Annotated in this window: 22 protein-coding genes; 15 read left to right on the top strand and 7 right to left on the bottom strand. The window is 64.1% G+C overall.

The features are described 5' to 3' along the window. Nucleotides 1-123 precede the first annotated feature (123 nt). From sseA to BSY18_RS03115, 3 genes are all read left to right on the top strand, one after another. On the top strand, nucleotides 124-960 hold the full coding sequence (gene sseA / locus BSY18_RS03125; protein ID WP_054136105.1) for a 3-mercaptopyruvate sulfurtransferase: 837 nt from the start codon (nucleotides 124-126) through the stop codon (nucleotides 958-960). A 167-nt stretch (nucleotides 961-1,127) separates the two neighbouring features. After that, nucleotides 1,128-2,357, top strand: coding sequence for a cystathionine beta-lyase (gene metC / locus BSY18_RS03120; protein WP_069049620.1), 1,230 nt, complete (start codon nucleotides 1,128-1,130; stop codon nucleotides 2,355-2,357). Beyond that, nucleotides 2,354-3,670 (top strand): mechanosensitive ion channel family protein, encoded by a 1,317-nt coding sequence (locus BSY18_RS03115; RefSeq protein ID WP_069049619.1) that lies wholly within the window; start codon nucleotides 2,354-2,356, stop codon nucleotides 3,668-3,670. The genes metC and BSY18_RS03115 overlap by 4 nt, the downstream gene beginning before the upstream one ends. A gap of 124 nt (nucleotides 3,671-3,794) precedes the next feature. Here the strand turns inward: BSY18_RS03115 and BSY18_RS03110 are convergent, their stop codons facing one another. From BSY18_RS03110 to BSY18_RS03095, 4 genes are all read right to left on the bottom strand, one after another. Then, the gene (locus tag BSY18_RS03110; RefSeq protein WP_083231282.1) at nucleotides 3,795-4,550 is read right to left on the bottom strand and encodes a hypothetical protein; all 756 of its coding nucleotides are present in this window, start codon (nucleotides 4,548-4,550) and stop codon (nucleotides 3,795-3,797) included. 167 nt (nucleotides 4,551-4,717) lie between these two features. After that, nucleotides 4,718-5,272: a GNAT family N-acetyltransferase gene (locus BSY18_RS03105; RefSeq protein WP_069049618.1), complete on the bottom strand. Its 555-nt coding sequence runs from the start codon at nucleotides 5,270-5,272 to the stop codon at nucleotides 4,718-4,720. Nucleotides 5,273-5,431: 159 nt separating this feature from the next. Then, nucleotides 5,432-5,929 carry a glycine zipper 2TM domain-containing protein gene (locus tag BSY18_RS03100; protein WP_069049617.1) on the bottom strand — a complete coding sequence of 166 codons (498 nt, stop codon included), beginning with the start codon at nucleotides 5,927-5,929 and terminating at the stop codon, nucleotides 5,432-5,434. A 345-nt stretch (nucleotides 5,930-6,274) separates the two neighbouring features. Next, the gene (locus tag BSY18_RS03095) at nucleotides 6,275-7,408 is read right to left on the bottom strand and encodes a zinc-binding dehydrogenase (RefSeq protein WP_069049616.1); all 1,134 of its coding nucleotides are present in this window, start codon (nucleotides 7,406-7,408) and stop codon (nucleotides 6,275-6,277) included. A gap of 97 nt (nucleotides 7,409-7,505) precedes the next feature. Here BSY18_RS03095 and BSY18_RS03090 point away from each other — a divergent pair, with 97 nt between their 5' ends. Beyond that, nucleotides 7,506-8,048, top strand: coding sequence for a pseudouridine synthase (locus BSY18_RS03090; protein ID WP_069049615.1), 543 nt, complete (start codon nucleotides 7,506-7,508; stop codon nucleotides 8,046-8,048). Here the strand turns inward: BSY18_RS03090 and BSY18_RS03085 are convergent, their stop codons facing one another. Both BSY18_RS03085 and pspF read right to left on the bottom strand, forming a co-directional pair. Then, nucleotides 8,049-9,215: a cupin domain-containing protein gene (locus BSY18_RS03085; RefSeq protein ID WP_069049614.1), complete on the bottom strand. Its 1,167-nt coding sequence runs from the start codon at nucleotides 9,213-9,215 to the stop codon at nucleotides 8,049-8,051. A 41-nt stretch (nucleotides 9,216-9,256) separates the two neighbouring features. Continuing rightward, nucleotides 9,257-10,309 carry a phage shock protein operon transcriptional activator gene (gene pspF / locus BSY18_RS03080; RefSeq protein WP_054136096.1) on the bottom strand — a complete coding sequence of 351 codons (1,053 nt, stop codon included), beginning with the start codon at nucleotides 10,307-10,309 and terminating at the stop codon, nucleotides 9,257-9,259. Nucleotides 10,310-10,471: 162 nt separating this feature from the next. Between pspF and BSY18_RS03075 the strand changes: the two genes are divergently transcribed. From BSY18_RS03075 to BSY18_RS03030, 10 genes are all read left to right on the top strand, one after another. Beyond that, a complete protein-coding gene (locus BSY18_RS03075; RefSeq protein ID WP_054136095.1) occupies nucleotides 10,472-10,672 on the top strand; it encodes a hypothetical protein in 201 nt (66 codons plus the stop codon). A 132-nt stretch (nucleotides 10,673-10,804) separates the two neighbouring features. Then, nucleotides 10,805-11,500 carry a phage shock protein PspA gene (gene pspA / locus BSY18_RS03070; protein WP_054136094.1) on the top strand — a complete coding sequence of 232 codons (696 nt, stop codon included), beginning with the start codon at nucleotides 10,805-10,807 and terminating at the stop codon, nucleotides 11,498-11,500. Between the two features lie 4 nt (nucleotides 11,501-11,504). Continuing rightward, nucleotides 11,505-11,807 carry an envelope stress response membrane protein PspB gene (gene pspB, locus BSY18_RS03065; RefSeq protein WP_054136093.1) on the top strand — a complete coding sequence of 101 codons (303 nt, stop codon included), beginning with the start codon at nucleotides 11,505-11,507 and terminating at the stop codon, nucleotides 11,805-11,807. Beyond that, nucleotides 11,804-12,211: an envelope stress response membrane protein PspC gene (pspC, locus tag BSY18_RS03060; protein ID WP_054136092.1), complete on the top strand. Its 408-nt coding sequence runs from the start codon at nucleotides 11,804-11,806 to the stop codon at nucleotides 12,209-12,211. Before pspB ends, pspC begins: the two co-directional genes overlap by 4 nt. Nucleotides 12,212-12,261: 50 nt before the next feature. Then, entirely contained in the window at nucleotides 12,262-12,582 is a 321-nt protein-coding gene (locus tag BSY18_RS03055) for a hypothetical protein (RefSeq protein ID WP_069049613.1), read from the top strand. A 53-nt stretch (nucleotides 12,583-12,635) separates the two neighbouring features. Further along, a complete protein-coding gene (locus BSY18_RS03050) occupies nucleotides 12,636-12,905 on the top strand; it encodes a hypothetical protein (protein ID WP_231562345.1) in 270 nt (89 codons plus the stop codon). Nucleotides 12,906-12,934: 29 nt separating this feature from the next. Next, the gene (locus BSY18_RS03045) at nucleotides 12,935-13,189 is read left to right on the top strand and encodes a hypothetical protein (RefSeq protein ID WP_054136089.1); all 255 of its coding nucleotides are present in this window, start codon (nucleotides 12,935-12,937) and stop codon (nucleotides 13,187-13,189) included. A 32-nt stretch (nucleotides 13,190-13,221) separates the two neighbouring features. Next, on the top strand, nucleotides 13,222-13,491 hold the full coding sequence (locus BSY18_RS03040; RefSeq protein WP_054136088.1) for a hypothetical protein: 270 nt from the start codon (nucleotides 13,222-13,224) through the stop codon (nucleotides 13,489-13,491). 51 nt (nucleotides 13,492-13,542) lie between these two features. After that, on the top strand, nucleotides 13,543-13,785 hold the full coding sequence (locus tag BSY18_RS03035) for a hypothetical protein (protein WP_054136087.1): 243 nt from the start codon (nucleotides 13,543-13,545) through the stop codon (nucleotides 13,783-13,785). A gap of 55 nt (nucleotides 13,786-13,840) precedes the next feature. Continuing rightward, nucleotides 13,841-14,278: a SufE family protein gene (locus BSY18_RS03030; RefSeq protein WP_069049611.1), complete on the top strand. Its 438-nt coding sequence runs from the start codon at nucleotides 13,841-13,843 to the stop codon at nucleotides 14,276-14,278. Between the two features lie 34 nt (nucleotides 14,279-14,312). Here the strand turns inward: BSY18_RS03030 and BSY18_RS03025 are convergent, their stop codons facing one another. Then, complete coding sequence (locus BSY18_RS03025; protein ID WP_150126193.1) at nucleotides 14,313-14,756, bottom strand: hypothetical protein; 444 nt, start codon at nucleotides 14,754-14,756, stop codon at nucleotides 14,313-14,315. A 383-nt stretch (nucleotides 14,757-15,139) separates the two neighbouring features. Between BSY18_RS03025 and hslO the strand changes: the two genes are divergently transcribed. After that, complete coding sequence (hslO, locus tag BSY18_RS03020; RefSeq protein ID WP_069049609.1) at nucleotides 15,140-16,042, top strand: Hsp33 family molecular chaperone HslO; 903 nt, start codon at nucleotides 15,140-15,142, stop codon at nucleotides 16,040-16,042. Nucleotides 16,043-16,048 lie beyond the last annotated feature (6 nt).

The following is a 16,048-nucleotide window of genomic DNA, read 5'->3' as shown; positions in this document are numbered from 1 at the left end:
ATAATGTTGATGGTGCAGCGCAACAAAAACACGGCATCCCGGCTGAGCAACCAGCCGGGTTTCCCGTCTAAAAAGGCGGGAAAAAGCCAATAAGGGCGCAGACTCGCAGAGGGAGACACAAACATGGATTCGCTGGTTTCAACCGAATGGCTCGCCAACGAAATGGGCGCCTCTGATCTTCGCATCGTCGATGCGTCCAAGTTCCTGCCCGACACCGGTCGCAGCGCGCTTGCCGAATATGAAGCCGGTCACATTCCGGGTGCGGTGTTCATGGACCTCGAGGAGTTGGTCGACAGCAACTCGCCCATCGACAACACCCTGCCACCTGCCGAGAAATTCGCCAGCCGCATGCAGTCGCTCGGCCTGGGCGATGGCAGCCGCATCGTGCTCTATGACGACAGTCCGCTGAAGTCCTCTGCCCGCGCCTGGTTCATGCTCACCATGTTCGGCGCGCACGCGGTCGCGATCCTCGATGGCGGCATCGCCAAGTGGAAGGCCGAAAGCCGCCCGATCAAGACCGGCAAGGAAACGCTGCGTCACCGCCACTTCACCGTGTGGGAAGACAAGAAGAACGTCCGCACCAAGGCCGACATGCTGGGCAATCTGCACAGCAAGGGCGAACAGGTCGTCGATGCGCGCCCTGCCGCCCGCTTCACCGGTGCCGAGCCCGATCCGCGGCCCGGGATCGCCGCAGGCCACATTCCCGGTGCGGTCAATTTGCCGCACAGCTCCCTGTTCAACCCCAATGGTACCTGGAAAACGGGCGACGACCTCAAGGCTGCGTTCGAGGCTGCCGGTGTCGATCTCGACAAGCCGGTGGTCACCACCTGCGGCTCGGGCATGACCGCCAGCGTGGTCGCCTTCGGCGCGCACCTGCTCGGCAAGACCGACGTCGCGCTGTACGACGGCAGCTGGAGCGAATGGGGTGCCGATAACGATACCCCCAAGGCGCTGGGATGACACGGATTTATCCTCTCCCTTTACGGGAGAGGATACCAACGCCTTGGCAGATTGCTGCCTAGGCGACGTTGGAGAGGGCCCGCCCCCTCTCCCACTGCGACTAGGCCCGCCCAGGCGGACCAAGTCTCGTTGCCCTCTCCCGCAAGGGGGGAGGGCGGAGGTAGCACATGCCCAAGCCCACCGATCCGCAATCGCCCGCCACGCGCCTCGTTACCGGCGGCCGGCGCGCGGAGTGGACGGGCACGGCGGACCAGCCGGGCGCGGTCGTCAGTCCGCCGGTGTGGCGCGCCAGCACGCATCTCTATCCCGATACTGCCGCGCTCAAGTCCGGCCCCAAGACCAACGAAGACGGCCGATTTTTCTACGGCCGCCGCGGCTCTCCCACCCAATGGGCGCTGGCCGAAGCGCTGACCGCGCTCGAGCCCGGCGGGCATGGCACGATGCTCTACCCTTCGGGCGTTGCGGCGATCACCGGCGCGCTGCTCAGCGTGCTGTCGCCCGGCGACGTGCTGCTGATGACCGACAGCGCCTATGATCCGTCGCGCAATTTTGCCGACGGATTTCTCAGGCGGTTCGGGATCGAAACCCGCTATTACGACCCCACCATCGGTGCGGGGGTTTCAGCGCTGATCTGCGAGCGGACCCGCGCAATCCTGATGGAAAGCCCGGGCAGCCTGACCTTCGAGGTGCAGGATGTCCCCGCGATCTGCCAGGCAGCGCGCGCAGCCAACCCCGATATCGCGCTGCTGATCGACAACACCTGGGCGACCGGGCATTTCATGCCCGCGCTGGCGCTGGGCGCAGACATGAGCATTGTGGCCTGCACCAAGTACATCGTCGGCCATTCGGACGTGATGCTGGGATCGGTCACCACCACCGAGCGGTTCTATCCCCGGCTGCGCCAGACTGCGCAGGCGCTGGGCACGGTCGTCTCGCCCGACGATGCCTGGCTGGCGCTGCGCGGATTGCGGACGCTCGACGTGCGGCTGCGCCAGCATCAGGCCTCGGCGCTCAAGATCGCGCGCTGGCTGTACGCGCAGCCCCAGATCGCGCGTGTGCTCCACCCCGCACTCCCCTCCTGCCCCGGCCACGAAGTATGGCAGCGCGATTTTACCGGCTCGTCCGGGCTGTTCTCGTTCGTCCTGAATGGCGGCAGCGATGCGGCGCGTGCAGCGCTGATCGACACGCTGACATTGTTCGGCATCGGCTACAGCTGGGGCGGGTTCGAAAGCCTGGCGATCCCGGTCGATCCGGCGCGCTGCCGCAGCGCGACATCCTGGCCGCCCGCAGGCGAGCCCAACGCACTGGTCGTGCGCCTGCACATCGGTCTGGAAGACCCCGACGACCTGATCGCCGACCTTGCCAAGGGGCTGGCAGCGTTTACCATGACGGCATGAACGAGGCAATCACGACAGCTTTTCTGCGTTGGGGATGGATCCGCCGCCCCGATGATCTGCAATATGTCGAAGGCGTGCTTGCCGCGCTGATCGCGACCACCGCGCTGATCGTCGGCTGGGGGCTCAGCCGCCTCGTCTATCTGCGGCTTGCCGCGATCTGGGAACGGCGCGCAGGCTACGAAAGCCCGCTCGCACGGCGCCGCATCCGCGACATGGTGCGCCGCTTCACCACCGCGATGCTGATCGGCATGGCGCTCAATCTCAACGACTGGAGCCTGATCGCCTCGGTCGTCTTCGGGCTGACGCTGGCGATCTCGCTGGCGCTGTTCGTCAACGACCTCGTGCGCGGCGTGCGGATGCCCGACTGGCTGGGCACGTTCCTGGGGCTGGCGACCTTGGTCTCGATCCTCGCCAGCATGTTCGGCGGGCTCGATCCGATCACCATCGCGATGGACCGGGTGGGCTTCAACCTCGGGCAGAAGCGGTTCTCGCTGCTCTGGGTAGTCACCATCGCGGTCACGGTGCTGGTGCTGTACACCGCCGCCCGCGTCGTCAACCGCATCGCTGGGCACATCATCGGCAGCAGCGACGGGCTCGACCCGACGCAGAAGCTGCTCGGGCAGAAGATCGCGGGCGTCGTGGTCATCGTCATCGCCTTCTTCATCGGCATCGATGCGCTGGGGATCGATCTGACCGCGCTCAGCTTCTTCTCCGGGGCGTTCGGCCTCGCGATCGGTTTCGGGCTGCAGAAGACCATCGGCAACCTGTTTGCAGGCATCATCCTGCTGCTCGACCGGTCGATCAAGCCGGGCGATGTCATCGCGGTGGGCGACAGCTTCGGCTGGGTGAACAAGATCGGCGTGCGCGCGGTCTCGGTGATCACCCGGGACGGCAAGGAGCACCTTATCCCGAACGAGGACCTGATGACCACTGCGGTCGAGAACTGGTCCTATTCTGACCGCAACGTGCGCATGCGCATCCCGGTGGGGGTCGCCTATACCAGCGACATGCAGCTGGTGCAGGAACTGCTCTACCGCGCGGTCGATGAATCGCCGCGCGTGCTCAAGGACCCCGCGCCGCGAATCTGGATGACCGACTTCGGCGACAACGCGGTCAACTGGGAAATCCGCGCGTGGATTTCAGACCCCGAGGGCGGCATGGGCAACATCCGCGGCGATGTGCTGATGCGGGTGTGGAACCTGTTCCAGGAAAACGGCATCGAAATCCCGTTCCCGCAGCGGGACCTGTATATCAAGGAAATGCCGGGAATGGGTGGGACTGATATTCTTGCTCCAGCGCCCAGCGAAGCATGATGTCATTGTAACTCATCGTCACCCCCGCGCACGCGGGGGACCCGCTTTTGCCAACGATCAGTCAGAAGCGGGATTCCCGCGTTCGCGGGAGTGACGGCTTAAATGCTATTCCTGACGTTTGAAATCACCGCCCGCCGTTCGCGACGATATCCACTTCGGTGCCGCCATTGGCCATCGGCTTGAGGAACAGCACATAGGCCGCCTCGCCCTTGGTGCCGCCCAGCACATGGTCGGCGCCGCGCAGCTGGTACTCGGCCGAATAGCCGCCGCGCCGTGCCTTGGTGTAATAGAAATCGACCACGTTCTTGAGCGCGGCGGGCGTGGTGAAGTTGACCACGCGGATGTTGCACTGGCCCTTGTCGATGCCGGCGGCCTCTTTCACATTGGCGCGCGGATAGATCGCGAAGTCGGACGGCATGCGGTTGGCCCAGGTCATCGCGTAATCGAGTTTGCCGGTGCATGCGCCGCTCTGCTGCGCGGCCTTGGCGCCCAGCGTGCTGCCCTGGTTGCAATCCTTGCACTCTTCGTCCGCGACCTTCTTGGGCTCCGGCGCCTTCATCAGGCCGCGCGGGCCGATCGCGGCGGCGGCGGCCTTCTCGACCGCGGCAAGCTGGCCCTTGGGGATGCCGGCCGACGGCACCGAGCCATCGCTGCCCTCGGCGAGCACGGCGTTGCGGTTGGATTTGTCGACCAGATCGGGATCGACGAGGATCTGGTCCTCGAGCGCACCCTTCATCGCAGGATCGGCGGCATCGGCGAGCAATGCTGCATCCTCGTTCTGCGCGGCGGTGTCGTCGGCATTCTGGCAGGCGGCGAGCACCAGGGTGGCGGCGCCCAAAGCCAGCAGTTTGCGCGACATCGCGAAGGAACGGTGTGCCATGGCAGAAGTCCTCATCATCAAACGGAAGCCCGTCGCTTTAGGACAAGGCTCTTAGCATTCTGTTAGCCATGCCCGGCTTGGCGCAAGGCTGTCCCGGCAAAAGAGGGTTAACCCCTCTGCTTTGACGCCCCAGCCTGTCCCAAACCGGGATTCGGCCGCAAGCCGTTTCAGTATCGGACAAATTTCTTGCGGTTTTCCTGCCACTCGGCCTTGGACTGGCCATAGCTGTCGACCGGAAAATCCTGATACGGCTCGGGCAGCCGGGTCGGGCCCTGGTTGGTCGAACCCAGCCTTTCTGCGAGCGCGATCGAGGCTGCGTTGTCGGGATCGATGGTGTGGATCACGGTGTCCCAGCCCAGCAGATCGAACGCATAATCGATCGTCGCGACCGCGGCTTCGAGCGCATACCCCTTGCCTGCATGGCTGCGCATGACCCCCCAGCCGACTTCGGTGCCCGGCCAGCCATCGGGCTGCCACGGACCGATGCGGCCGATCCACTGGCCGGTGTCGCGGGTGATCAGCGAGAACATCGCAAAGCCGCGAATGTGCCAGGCGCCCGCCATCGAGCACAGCCCGCGCCATGCCACCGCGCGCGGCTGCACCCCGCCCAGATAGCGCATCGTCTCTTCATCGGCGGAAAATTCGGCCCAGGCTTCAAAGTCCTCGGGGCCCGGCGGGCGCAGGATCAGGCGCTGGGTCACCAGTATCGGTCCGTTGATCATCGCGCATCCTCCCGGCTGTGTCTGAGGCTGCGGGGATAGGCAGCGCCACGCCGGTTGGCAAGCCGTGGCCCACAAACGCGAAACCCCTCCCCGCCTTGCGGCGGAGAGGGGTCTCCCCGTTCACCTTGCTCTCATGACAAGAGCATGGGCGAAAGCTGGTTAGCGGCAGCTGTAGCCGTTGCCGCTGTTGCGATCGATCGTGCGGCCGAGCAAAGCGCCGCCGATGCCGCCGATGATCGCGCCGACGGTGCGGTCACCGCGTCCTGCGATCTCGCTGCCGGCAAGGGCCCCTGCCGCGCCGCCGATCAGCAGGCCGGTGGTGCCGTTGTCACGGCGGCAGTAATACCGGCCGTCGTTTCCGCGCCAGGACTGCCCGTTCCAGCCGCGCACCGCGCGACGGTCGAACCTGCGGTCGAAGCGACGATCGTTGCGATCGTCCCAGCGACCTTCGCGACCGTAATAGCGGTCGTTGTCGTAACCGCGGCGCTGCCAGTCATTGTCATAACCGCGCCACTGATGCGCGATGGGCGCCTGATGGGTCACGCCGTAAGCCGAGGCGGCGCTGGGCGCCGAGTGGGTGAGCGGAGCCGCCATGGCGGGCGCTGCGGAAAGGGTGACTGCACCGGCAGCGGCAGCAGCAAAAAGAAACTTCTTCATAGTCTGTCTCCCTAGAGACCGGGACAGCGCCGATTCGCCATCCGTTGTGTTCATGTTTAAGGGAGCGAAGGTGAACGGATTGTGGAAGGGTCGTTCATGTTGCAGCAGGGTTTTTTGAACGAGCGACTGCCTCTAGCGGCATGCAGCGCGCTCTGCGCCAAAGATTTCGTCACCCCCGCGAAAGCGGGGGTCCCGCTTCTGCGCCAAGGTTTTCGAGAAAGCGGGATTCCCGCGTACGCGGGAATGACGATGGGGAAAAAATGCCCCGACGTACTGATCATCTGTATATGGGGCTCGGCGGCAGGCGGGCAAGGGATGTCCCCTGCCCGCCTCCGCCGGGACCGATTACTTCTGCGGGCAGATCAGGAACTTTTCGCCCGTGGTCTTGGCATAATAGCGCGCGACCACATCCGCCTGCAGCGCCTGTTCCAGCGAAAGTTCGTCGGTATAATGGCTGGCAAAGGTGGTCTTGAGCTCGTCTGCCACCCGGGCGCGCAGACGCATGGCGACATCGCCGCCCGCCTTGGCGAGGAAGTTGGGCAGCAACCAGCCGCCCACGCCCCAGGCCATGCCATAGGCACGGTTGAGCACGGTGGGCGAGGTGTCCAGCCCGCCATAGAGATAGACCTGCTTGTGCTTGACCGAACCATAGATGCTGTAGGCGCCCGGGGTGCGTGCCGCGGCAGCTTCCATCGCAGCCAGGATGTTGGACGCGAGCTCGCCGCCGCCCGTCGCATCGAACGCCAGCGTCGCGCCGGTGGCGTGGATGGCATCGACCAGATCGGCCTTGAAGCTCTCGCTGCTCGAATCGACGATATGCTTCGCGCCCATGTCGCGCAGCAGCTGCGCCTGTTCGGGCTTGCGCACGATGTTGACGAGCTCGACGCCATCGGCTGCGCAGATGCGGTTGAGCATCTGGCCGAGGTTCGAGGCGGCAGCGGTATGGACCAAGGCGGTGTGGCCTTCCATCCGCATCGTCTCGACCATCGACAGCGCGGTCAGCGGGTTGACGAAGCACGAGGCTCCATCGCGCGCGGTGTGGCCGTCCTTGAGCGGCAGGCACATCATCGCGGGTGCCTTGCGATATTGCGCGTACATGCCGCCGCCCATCACCGCGACGACCTTGCCCATCAGGCTCTGCGCATAGTCGCCAGAGCCTGCAGCCACGACCGTGCCTGCGCCTTCATTGCCCACGGGCAGCTGCTGTCCGACGCGCGCCTTCATCACGCCCATGCCCTGCGGCGAGACGGGAGCGGTGAGCCGGGTGTGTGCTCCGGTGCCCGAAGAGGCCGCCTTGGCCATGCTGGCCCAGCCGAACATCACGCCCTGATCGGACGGGTTGATCGGGGTGGCCTCGACGCGGATCAGGACCTCGTCGTCGCCAAGCTCGGGCATGGGCTTTTCCACCAGTTCCATGGTCAGTTCGCCTTCGGCGCTGACGGTGGAGATCATTTGCAGGTAACTTTGGGGAAGGGTCATGAAAGTGCCTCTCTCGATTATGGTTGTTGTGCGATGCACCCATGTGCCAAGCCTTGGGCGATTACGCCACCCTTGCAGCGCAGAAAGTCGCATCTCCTTGTCCCGGCTCATCCTGTTCAACAAACCCCATGGCGTGATCTGCCAGTTCAGCCGGGATGGCGACCGCCCGACTCTGGCGGATTTCGTCGACGTTCCGGGCGTTTACCCCGCCGGGCGGCTCGATCATGACAGCGAAGGGCTGGTCCTGCTCACCGCCGACGGCCGCCTGCAGGCCAGAATCGCCGATCCCAAATTCAAGATGGCGAAGACCTATCTGGTGCAGGTCGAAGGCACGATTACCGAGGACGCGCTCGCAGCCCTGCGCAAGGGCGTGCAATTGAAGGACGGCATGACCCGCCCCGCCGAGGCGAGCGCGATTGCCGACCCCGATCTGTGGCCGCGCGATCCGCCCGTGCGCTTCCGCAAGACTGTCACCGATGGCTGGATCAGTCTCACCATCCGCGAGGGCCGCAACCGGCAGGTGCGGCGGATGACCGCGGCGGTGGGCTTTCCCACCCTCAGGCTGGTGCGCTGGGCAGTGGGGCCGTGGTCGCTCGATGCATTGCCGCTCGGCCAGTGGCGCGAGGTGGATGCGGACTGATCAGCCGTCTGCGTCGTCCCCATCATCGTCGTCGTCAACGAACGCGACGCTCCCCATGTTGCACAGCGCCAGCAGCAGTTCGCACGCAGCATCGCTCACGGTGTCGAGCGTGAGGCTGTCGTTGGCGCAGATCGCCTCGGCGAGCCCGGAAGTCTCCGCCCCGCATTCGAACGTTTCGCCGTCAACGAACAGCATCAGCGCATCTCCACCTTCGCGCACAAAGGCAAACCGGCTGGCAGGGTTCCGTTGAAGCTCCATCTGCTGCTCGATAGCCTCTCGGATATCGTCAAGGCTCAGCGGCTCTTCGGGGCGCCAGTCGATATCGGGATATTTGCGCGTGCTGCTCGATGCGCCGAACCAGCGCGCGAACCGCTGCCTGTCGCCCAGGGCCTCGAGCACCATCGCCTGCAGCCGATCGAGCGCATCGGCGCCGATCTCGCCGGGGTTGGCCTGGAGCGCGAGGCCGGGGTCGGCATAGCGGTCGTCCTCGCTCAGGTCCTCGAGCAGATGATCGTTCCAGTCGCCGATCAGTTCGGCGCGCGAGGGCGCACGAAAGCCGATCGACAGCGTCATGCAATCGTCACCCAAAGCGATGCCGTTGTGCGACACCCCGGGGGGGACATAGAGCATGTCGCCGGGCTCGAGCACGAACTCCTCGGTCGCTGCAAAGTCGCGCAGCAGCTTGAGATCGCCATGCGGCAGCAACGGGCTGTTCTCGTCGCACATCGCGCCGATCTGCCAGCGCCTGCGCCCCTGCCCCTGGATCAGGAACACGTCATACTGATCGAAATGCGGCCCCACCCCGCCACCGTCGCTGGCAAAGCTCACCATCACGTCATCGACGCGCCAGTTGGGGATAAAGCGAAACGAAGCCAGCAGCGCGGCGACCTCTGGTACATGATGGTCGACCGCCTGCACCAGCAAGGTCCACGGGTTCGATCCCAGCGACGCAAAGCGCTCTTCGGCCAATGGCCCATGCTCGACGGCCCAATCGGGGCCGGCCTGCTCGATCAGCCGAGCCTCCACCTGCGGCTCGCACGCCAGCCCTGCCAGCTCATCGGCTTCGACCGGGCACTGCCATTCATCCCACGGGTTGCGGATCAGCAACGGCGCGCGCTGCCAATGGGTGGCGAGGAAATTGGCGGGATCAAAATGGGCAAGCTTCATCCTCCCCCCTTTTCAGCCGGCCGCAGCCGCGTCCAGCGTTTTCACCCCAGCAGGTCGTGCTTCTTGAGGCAGTGGCGCAACTGGTCGTAGCTCAGCCCCAGCGCCTTGGCTGTCTGGCGCTGGTTGTAGCGGTGACGGGCGAGCGCGGCCTGCAGGATGCGCTTTTCATGCGCGTCGACCGCACCGCGCAGATCGTCCACCGCGTCGAAGTTCATCGTCTGGTCGAGTGTTGCGCGGACGCCCGAGTCCGACAGAGCGGCGTCGATTACCTCGTCGCAGGGCGAATCCGCTGCGGCCGGGCGCCTTGAGGGCTGCGGCTTCCACGGGGATTCGAACGGATCGAAGACGATATGGTCCACCTTGCGGTCGGGATCATCCCAGCGATAGACCGCGCGCTCGACGACGTTGCGCAGCTCGCGGACATTGCCCGGCCAGCTGTGGCGCTTCATCGCCTCGGTCGCCATCGCGCCGAAACCCGGCCAGTCGGGCCAGTCGAGCTCTGCCGCCATCCGCCGCCCGAAGAAATCAGCGAGCACCATGACATCGCCCTCGCGCACCCGAAGCGGCGGCAAGGTCACCACCTCGAACGAGAGGCGATCGAGAAGGTCGGCGCGGAAGCGGCCCTGGTCGACCAGCTCGGGAAGATGCTCGTTGGTGGCCGCGACGATGCGGACATCGACCTTGATCGCGCGCGAAGAGCCGATGCGGGTGATCTCGCCATATTCGACCGCGCGCAGCAGCCGCTCCTGCGCAGCGGAGCTCAATGTCGCGAGTTCGTCGAGGAACAATGTGCCGCCATCGGCCTCCTCGAACCGCCCTTGTCTCGCGCGGGTGGCGCCGGTGAACGCGCCTGCCTCGTGCCCGAAAAGTTCGGCCTCGATCAGCGTCTCTGGAAGCGCGGCGCAGTTCAATGTGATCAGGGGGCCATCCCAGCGCGAGGACAGGCGGTGAAGGCGCTCGGCGATCAGTTCCTTGCCCGTGCCGCGCTCGCCGATGACCAGCACCGGGCGGTTGAGCATTGCGGCCCGGCTTGCGCGTTCGACCGCATCCAGAAAGGCGCCTGACTCGCCAATGAACTGATTGCCCCGTTCCATGACCCAAGGAATAGTGCAGAATCCCAACACATGGCAATCCCAACCAACACGCGGCGCATTGGAATTTTCCAAACTCTTGTTTTTCCAGTGTTTTTCAAACTGGCACGCACCCTGCAATGTAGCAGGCAACACCGACACACAGCGGTACAAGGGAGAAAGCAAGTGCGTTACGCGAACCAGTCCAACGACCAGCCGGCACAGGAAGACAGCGTCTTCAAGTCCACCCTGGTTACCACGGTCGCGGCGCTGATGCTGGTCACTACGCTGTTTGTCACCGCATTCGCCAGCATCGAGGCAGCCGCCTCACCCGCCCGCCCGGCGGTCGATGCCGGCAAAATGGTTTCCGTCCGGTATCTTGCCTGACGGATCTGGCCGGGACGCTTACCCCCCCTTGCCCCGTCCCGGCCAGCCTCTTCCAACTGAAATGCAAATGGGGGTAAGGTGGATCAGGATCAGGATCCGGTCCACCCGACCTTAACGAACGGAGTTTTCGCCATGGGAATTTTCTCTCGAACCCGCGACATCATTGCCGCCAATGTTACCGAGCTGCTCGACAAGGCCGAAGACCCGGCGAAGATGATCCGGATGATCATCCTCGAGATGGAGGAAACCCTGGTCGAAGTCCGCGCATCGGCCGCGCGCACCATTGCCGACCAGAAGGAAATGAAGCGCCACGTCGGCAAGCTGGAACAGCTGCAGGCCGACTGGACCGACAAGGCCGAGCTGGCGCTGTCCAAGGACCGCGAAGACCTCGCCCGCGCTGCTTTGCTCGAAAAGAAGAAGGCCGCCGATATGGCTGATCAGCTCAATGTCGAAATCAACGTGCTCGACGATGCGCTGCGCGCTTCGGAACAGGACATCGCCAAGCTGCAGGCAAAGCTGCGCGAAGCCCGGATGCGCCAGAACAACATCATGAGCCGCCTGGAAAGCGCCGAGAACCGCGTCAAGCTGCGCACCATGTACAATGGCGACAAGGTCCGCGAAGCATTCAGCCGCTTCGACCTGCTCGAGCGCCGCGTCGACATGGCCGAGGGCCGCGCCGATGCACTGGGCATGGCCGAGGATGAGCGCGGCGAGCGCAAGGCACTGGGCCAGCGTAGCCTGGACGACGAATTCGCCGCCCTCGCCGGATCGGACAAGGTCGACGAAGAGCTCGAGGCGATGAAGCGCGCCCTGAAGAAGGAGGGCTGATCCGATGGAAGACATCCTGGTCCCCATCTTCGTCGTCGGCATGCTGTTCATCGGACTGCCGTGGCTGATCTTCCACTACATCACCAAGTGGAAGACCGCAGCGACGCTTACCAGCTCGGACGAGAATCTGCTGGAAGAACTCCACGCCATGGCGCGTCGTCTCGACGATCGCATGGACACCGTCGAACGGATCATTTCCGCCGACAACCCCGACTGGCGCCCGGCGCGGCTGACCAGCGCGGATGACCAGGACGATTACGGCCTGGAACAAGTTGAGCGCCTGCTGAAGGAAAGGGTAAGGAAATGAGCCGGTTGGACAAATACAGCTACGACGCCCCCGCACCGCGCAAGACGAAGTTCTATCGCAACAAGCAGAACGGCAAGCTGATGGGCGTCTGCGCAGGCATCGCCGACTACACCGGGATCGATGTCGTGTGGATCCGCGTGGCCGCGGTGCTGCTAACGCTGATGACCGGCTGGGTGCTGATGGGATATCTGGCCATGGGCTTCCTCGCCGAGAAGAAGCCGGCGCACCTTTACACCGATGATCAGGACCAGAAGTTCTGGCAGGGTGTGCGCCAGTCACCGGGCCGCACCGCCCGCGACGTCAAGGCCCGCTTCCGCGAGATCGACCGCCGCCTGGCCGATGTCGAGCTGTTCTACACCGCCAAGAACACCCGGCTGGCCGACGAGATCGAAAGCCTGCGCTGAGCAGCAGGATCGGGCAGCCATCATCAACAACAAGGTTTCAGGAGACTATCATGAGCTGGGGTGGACCGGGTTTTGTCCTCGCGATCATCATGCTGTCCATGGGGGCCTGGGTGATCACCACCTGGATCCGCGCCAAGCATGGTTATCCGCTCGAAGATCAGTGGACCGGCAAAGTCATTGAACGAAGCGATCCCGACGCTGATCGAAAAATATCGCTGCTCACCAACGAAAACGAGCAACTGACGGGAAAGATCGGACGGCTGGAAGAACGGATCGCAGTGCTGGAACGCATCGCCACCGACGCCAACAGTTCGAGCAACCGCCTGGCCGATGAAATCGAACGGCTGAGAGTACAGAAGGACCGCGCATAATGGAAAAGCTGGCACTCATTGAAGCTCTTGCACCGGTTCTGGTTGCTGGCTGCATGATGATCACCTTCGGCTGGGTTGCCACAACCTGGCTGCGCATCAAGAACGGCTATCCGCTCGAAAGCAGCTGGGGCAAGGCGATCTATCCCAAGACCGACCAGGAATCGGTCGAGCGGATCAAGTTGCTGAGCCAGGAAAATGCACAGCTGCGCGCCGAGCTGGGATCGATCAAGGACCGTCTGGGCAACGTCGAGCGGATCGTCACCGATGATGCGCACCGCCTGACCCACGAGATCGAGGCACTGCGCGACAAGCGCGCGAACTGAACCGGACTGCCATAAGGGGGCATGAAACGATGTTCGATTTTATCTGGGCCGCCATCCCGCTTGCACCATTTGCCATTGGCGGGCTCGCCATCTGGACCCACCACAAGCGCAAGACGCTGGAGCTGGAAGTCGAGCTGACCAAGGCGCGCGCGATGGAGCGGCCGCAGGTGAGCGACAAGCTCGAACAGCGGGTCCGCACGCTGGAACGCATCATCACCGATGGCCGCGGCCGCGACGACCTCGCCCAGCAGATCGAGGATCTGCGCGAGAAGCAGCTGAGCTGAACCACTGAAGACTGTTTGAGGGAAAAGGCATCATGAATCCGTTTGAAATGGTGATCGGCATCGTTCTGATCGTGATGGTCGCGAATGTCATGAAGGCCCGGTACAAGGCCAAGCACGGCATCCTGGAAGACGAGCACGGCAATGAGCAACTCGCCAGGCCTGCCGACACCGGCGAAGCATCGCGCCTGCGCGAGGAAGTGCGATCGCTGAAGGAGCGGGTACAGGTGCTGGAACGCGTGATCACCGATCAGCGCCAGACCAGCGACCTCAGCCTTGAAATCGAGAAACTGCGCGACCGCTGATGCGGCGCATGAACCACCAACCGGGCGGCGGGGGCCGTAAAGGGTAATATCATGGAAAGCGCCTATCTCTATCTGACGATAGCCACATCGGCCTTGCTGGCCATTGCACTGGTCTCGTCCACCGCACTGCGCGGCTGGCGCGACTGGCTGGCGTTCAAGCGCCACGAAATGGAGGCGCACAGCCCGTCGCTGGGTGACGGCGGATCGCCCTCGACCCATTCGCGGATCGAAATCGCCGACCTGAAAGAACGCATCCGCAAGCTGGAAGCGATCGCCGCCGGGGTGGAGCTGTAAGAATTGCCGGTCGCTGCGGGGTGACTTTGCCCCGCAGCATAGCTATCTGCCCCCCATGACAACTCCCTCGCCCACGCCCACGCCCACGCCAAAGCTGGCCGATCTGGCCGAAGAATATGAATTCCTCGACGCCGATGATCGCTATCGGTTGATCATCGATCTGGGCCGCACGCTCGATCCGATGCCCGAGGCGCTCAAGACCGACGCGACATTGGTCCGCGGCTGCTCCGCCTCGGTCTGGGTCTACCCCACCCGCACCGACGATGGGTCCTTGCATTTCCTTGCCGACAGCAACGCCGCGATCACCAAGGGCATCATCGCCCTGGTGCTGCTGAGCGTGCAGGACAGGGCGCCGGCAGAGGTGGCCGCTGCCGATATCGAGGGCGCGCTCGCCCCGTTCGATCTGAAGAACCAGCTCTCGTCGAACCGCACGCAGGGCATCCCCAACATGATTGCGCTGATCCGCGAGACGGCGGGACGATATACGGGTTAGGCCCGAACGGAAAAAAGATCGTCAGGCGCTGGCGTTAGCCCGGGTCCACTCCGGAGGGCACATCGCGGACCAGTTGCAGCGCGGAATGTTCGTCCGCATCCCCTTGGCGATAGGTTTCCGTCCGCGCAATCCGGCCCAGATTGGAAAGGTCGAAACCCAGCGCGATCAGATGGGATTCGTGCAAGGGATCGAGGTCCGTTGCATCGCGAAAGGTCCATTCGAGGCTCTTTCCGCCCGCTGGCACCGAAGCCACCAGGCGTGGCTGATTTCCCTGCGGACAATAATGCGTCGCGAGCAGATCAGGCCCGTCGCGATGGTAAAGCGTCATCGAATGCGGCTGATCACCCCGCAGCCACTCCTCGACCAGAACGCTTCCACCCGCAGTCAGCGAGAACCGGATGCGCAATGGCGATTGCGGCTTGTCGACCTGACGCCAAATGCCGACCAGGCTTTTCAGCTCCGCAAAACTCGCCGCCACCGGGTCCTGCGCAGGATCCTGTGCTGCGGCTACCGGCATAGCGCCCAAACCGAAACCCAGCAAAAAGACCGTCGACCATAGGCGTTTCATAGTGTCCTCCAGTGGAATTCAGTCGGCAAATCCATGCCTTGATCCTGTAATGGCCAACCGGCCGTCCGTCAGCGGAATATGACATCCGGGCGCAATCGCAGCGAGAACAGACACCTGGCCTCCTTCGGACTGTGCAGCACCACAACGCTTTCGTCACCCCCGCGAAGGCGGGGGTCCCGCTTCTGCGCGAACGTCAGCCACCAAGCGGGATTCCCGCGTTCGCGGGAATGACGGCATTGGGCAATCGGAACGCAGGTTTGACGCCAGCCCCTCGCCACACCATATAGCGCCCCATGACATCCCCCTTCGAAGCCCTGCCCGTCCATTTCACTCTACCTGCCCGCGATGCGCGCGGCCGTTTCGTGCGGCTCGACAGCGTGCTGCGCGAGATTCTCGCGGCGCATGATTACCCGACCTGCATCAAGCTGGTGCTGGCCGAGGCGATCACGCTCGCCGCGCTGATCGGCTCGCTGATGAAGCAGGATGGCGGCCAGGTAACCATTCAGGCGCAGACCGAGGGCGGCATCGTCGAGTTGCTGGTGGTCGATTATCGCGGCGGCGAGTTGCGCGGGCATGTCCGCTTCGATGCCGAGCGGCTGGCGCGGCTGGGCGCCAACCCCTCGCTGTTCGCTTTGTTCGGCAAGGGATATCTGGCGATGACCTTCGACCAGAGCTTCGGCAAGGGCCGCTATCAGGGCATCGTGCCCTTGGACGGGGATTCGCTGTCGCAGGCGTGCGAGAGCTATTTCACCCAGTCCGAACAGGTGCCGACGATGATCCGCATCGCGATCGAGAGCGACGCCACCGGCTGCCGCAGCGCGGGCTATCTGGTGCAGCACCTGCCCGAGGGCGAGGAAGGCCGCGAGCGGCTGCATGTTCGGCTCGACCATCCCGAGTGGGAGCATGTCTCGATCCTGTCGAGCACGCTGACGCATTCGGAACTGCTCGATCCTGCCGTCGATGGGCGCGACCTGCTGTGGCGGCTGTTCCACGAGGAGGACGAGGTCCGCGCCGAGGATGGCGTCGCGCTGGTCAAGGGTTGCCGCTGCAATCTCGACCATATCCGCGATGTCATCGGCCGCTTTCCGCCCGAGGAACAGGCCGAAATGGTCGGCGATACCGGCACAATCGTGGTCGACTGCGCCTTCTGTTCGCGCGCGTTCCATATCGATCCTCCGGCTGCGACGCCGGGCTGAAAGCGC

This window comes from Blastomonas sp. RAC04 (assembly GCF_001713435.1).
GTDB lineage: Bacteria > Pseudomonadota > Alphaproteobacteria > Sphingomonadales > Sphingomonadaceae > Blastomonas > Blastomonas fulva.
Note: the sequence above shows the minus strand (reverse complement) of the source record. Positions and strands in the feature narration are given on the sequence as shown.

Bases quoted from the DNA above. Each gene is read 5' to 3' on its own strand.
- BSY18_RS03030 (WP_069049611.1), top strand. From the start codon at position 13,841: ATGACAACTCCCTCGCCCACGCCCACGCCCACGCCAAAGCTGGCCGAT.
- BSY18_RS03045 (WP_054136089.1), top strand. From the start codon at position 12,935: ATGTTCGATTTTATCTGGGCCGCCATCCCGCTTGCACCATTTGCCATT.
- BSY18_RS03055 (WP_069049613.1), top strand. From the start codon at position 12,262: ATGAGCTGGGGTGGACCGGGTTTTGTCCTCGCGATCATCATGCTGTCC.
- BSY18_RS03050 (WP_231562345.1), top strand. From the start codon at position 12,636: ATGATGATCACCTTCGGCTGGGTTGCCACAACCTGGCTGCGCATCAAG.
- BSY18_RS03115 (WP_069049619.1), top strand. From the start codon at position 2,354: ATGAACGAGGCAATCACGACAGCTTTTCTGCGTTGGGGATGGATCCGC.
- sseA (WP_054136105.1), top strand. From the start codon at position 124: ATGGATTCGCTGGTTTCAACCGAATGGCTCGCCAACGAAATGGGCGCC.
- pspC (WP_054136092.1), top strand. From the start codon at position 11,804: ATGAGCCGGTTGGACAAATACAGCTACGACGCCCCCGCACCGCGCAAG.
- pspB (WP_054136093.1), top strand. From the start codon at position 11,505: ATGGAAGACATCCTGGTCCCCATCTTCGTCGTCGGCATGCTGTTCATC.
- pspF (WP_054136096.1), bottom strand. From the start codon at position 10,309: ATGGAACGGGGCAATCAGTTCATTGGCGAGTCAGGCGCCTTTCTGGAT.
- BSY18_RS03100 (WP_069049617.1), bottom strand. From the start codon at position 5,929: ATGAAGAAGTTTCTTTTTGCTGCTGCCGCTGCCGGTGCAGTCACCCTT.
- BSY18_RS03105 (WP_069049618.1), bottom strand. From the start codon at position 5,272: ATGATCAACGGACCGATACTGGTGACCCAGCGCCTGATCCTGCGCCCG.
- BSY18_RS03095 (WP_069049616.1), bottom strand. From the start codon at position 7,408: ATGACCCTTCCCCAAAGTTACCTGCAAATGATCTCCACCGTCAGCGCC.
- metC (WP_069049620.1), top strand. From the start codon at position 1,128: ATGCCCAAGCCCACCGATCCGCAATCGCCCGCCACGCGCCTCGTTACC.
- BSY18_RS03040 (WP_054136088.1), top strand. From the start codon at position 13,222: ATGAATCCGTTTGAAATGGTGATCGGCATCGTTCTGATCGTGATGGTC.
- BSY18_RS03085 (WP_069049614.1), bottom strand. From the start codon at position 9,215: ATGAAGCTTGCCCATTTTGATCCCGCCAATTTCCTCGCCACCCATTGG.
- BSY18_RS03110 (WP_083231282.1), bottom strand. From the start codon at position 4,550: ATGGCACACCGTTCCTTCGCGATGTCGCGCAAACTGCTGGCTTTGGGC.
- BSY18_RS03035 (WP_054136087.1), top strand. From the start codon at position 13,543: ATGGAAAGCGCCTATCTCTATCTGACGATAGCCACATCGGCCTTGCTG.
- hslO (WP_069049609.1), top strand. From the start codon at position 15,140: ATGACATCCCCCTTCGAAGCCCTGCCCGTCCATTTCACTCTACCTGCC.
- pspA (WP_054136094.1), top strand. From the start codon at position 10,805: ATGGGAATTTTCTCTCGAACCCGCGACATCATTGCCGCCAATGTTACC.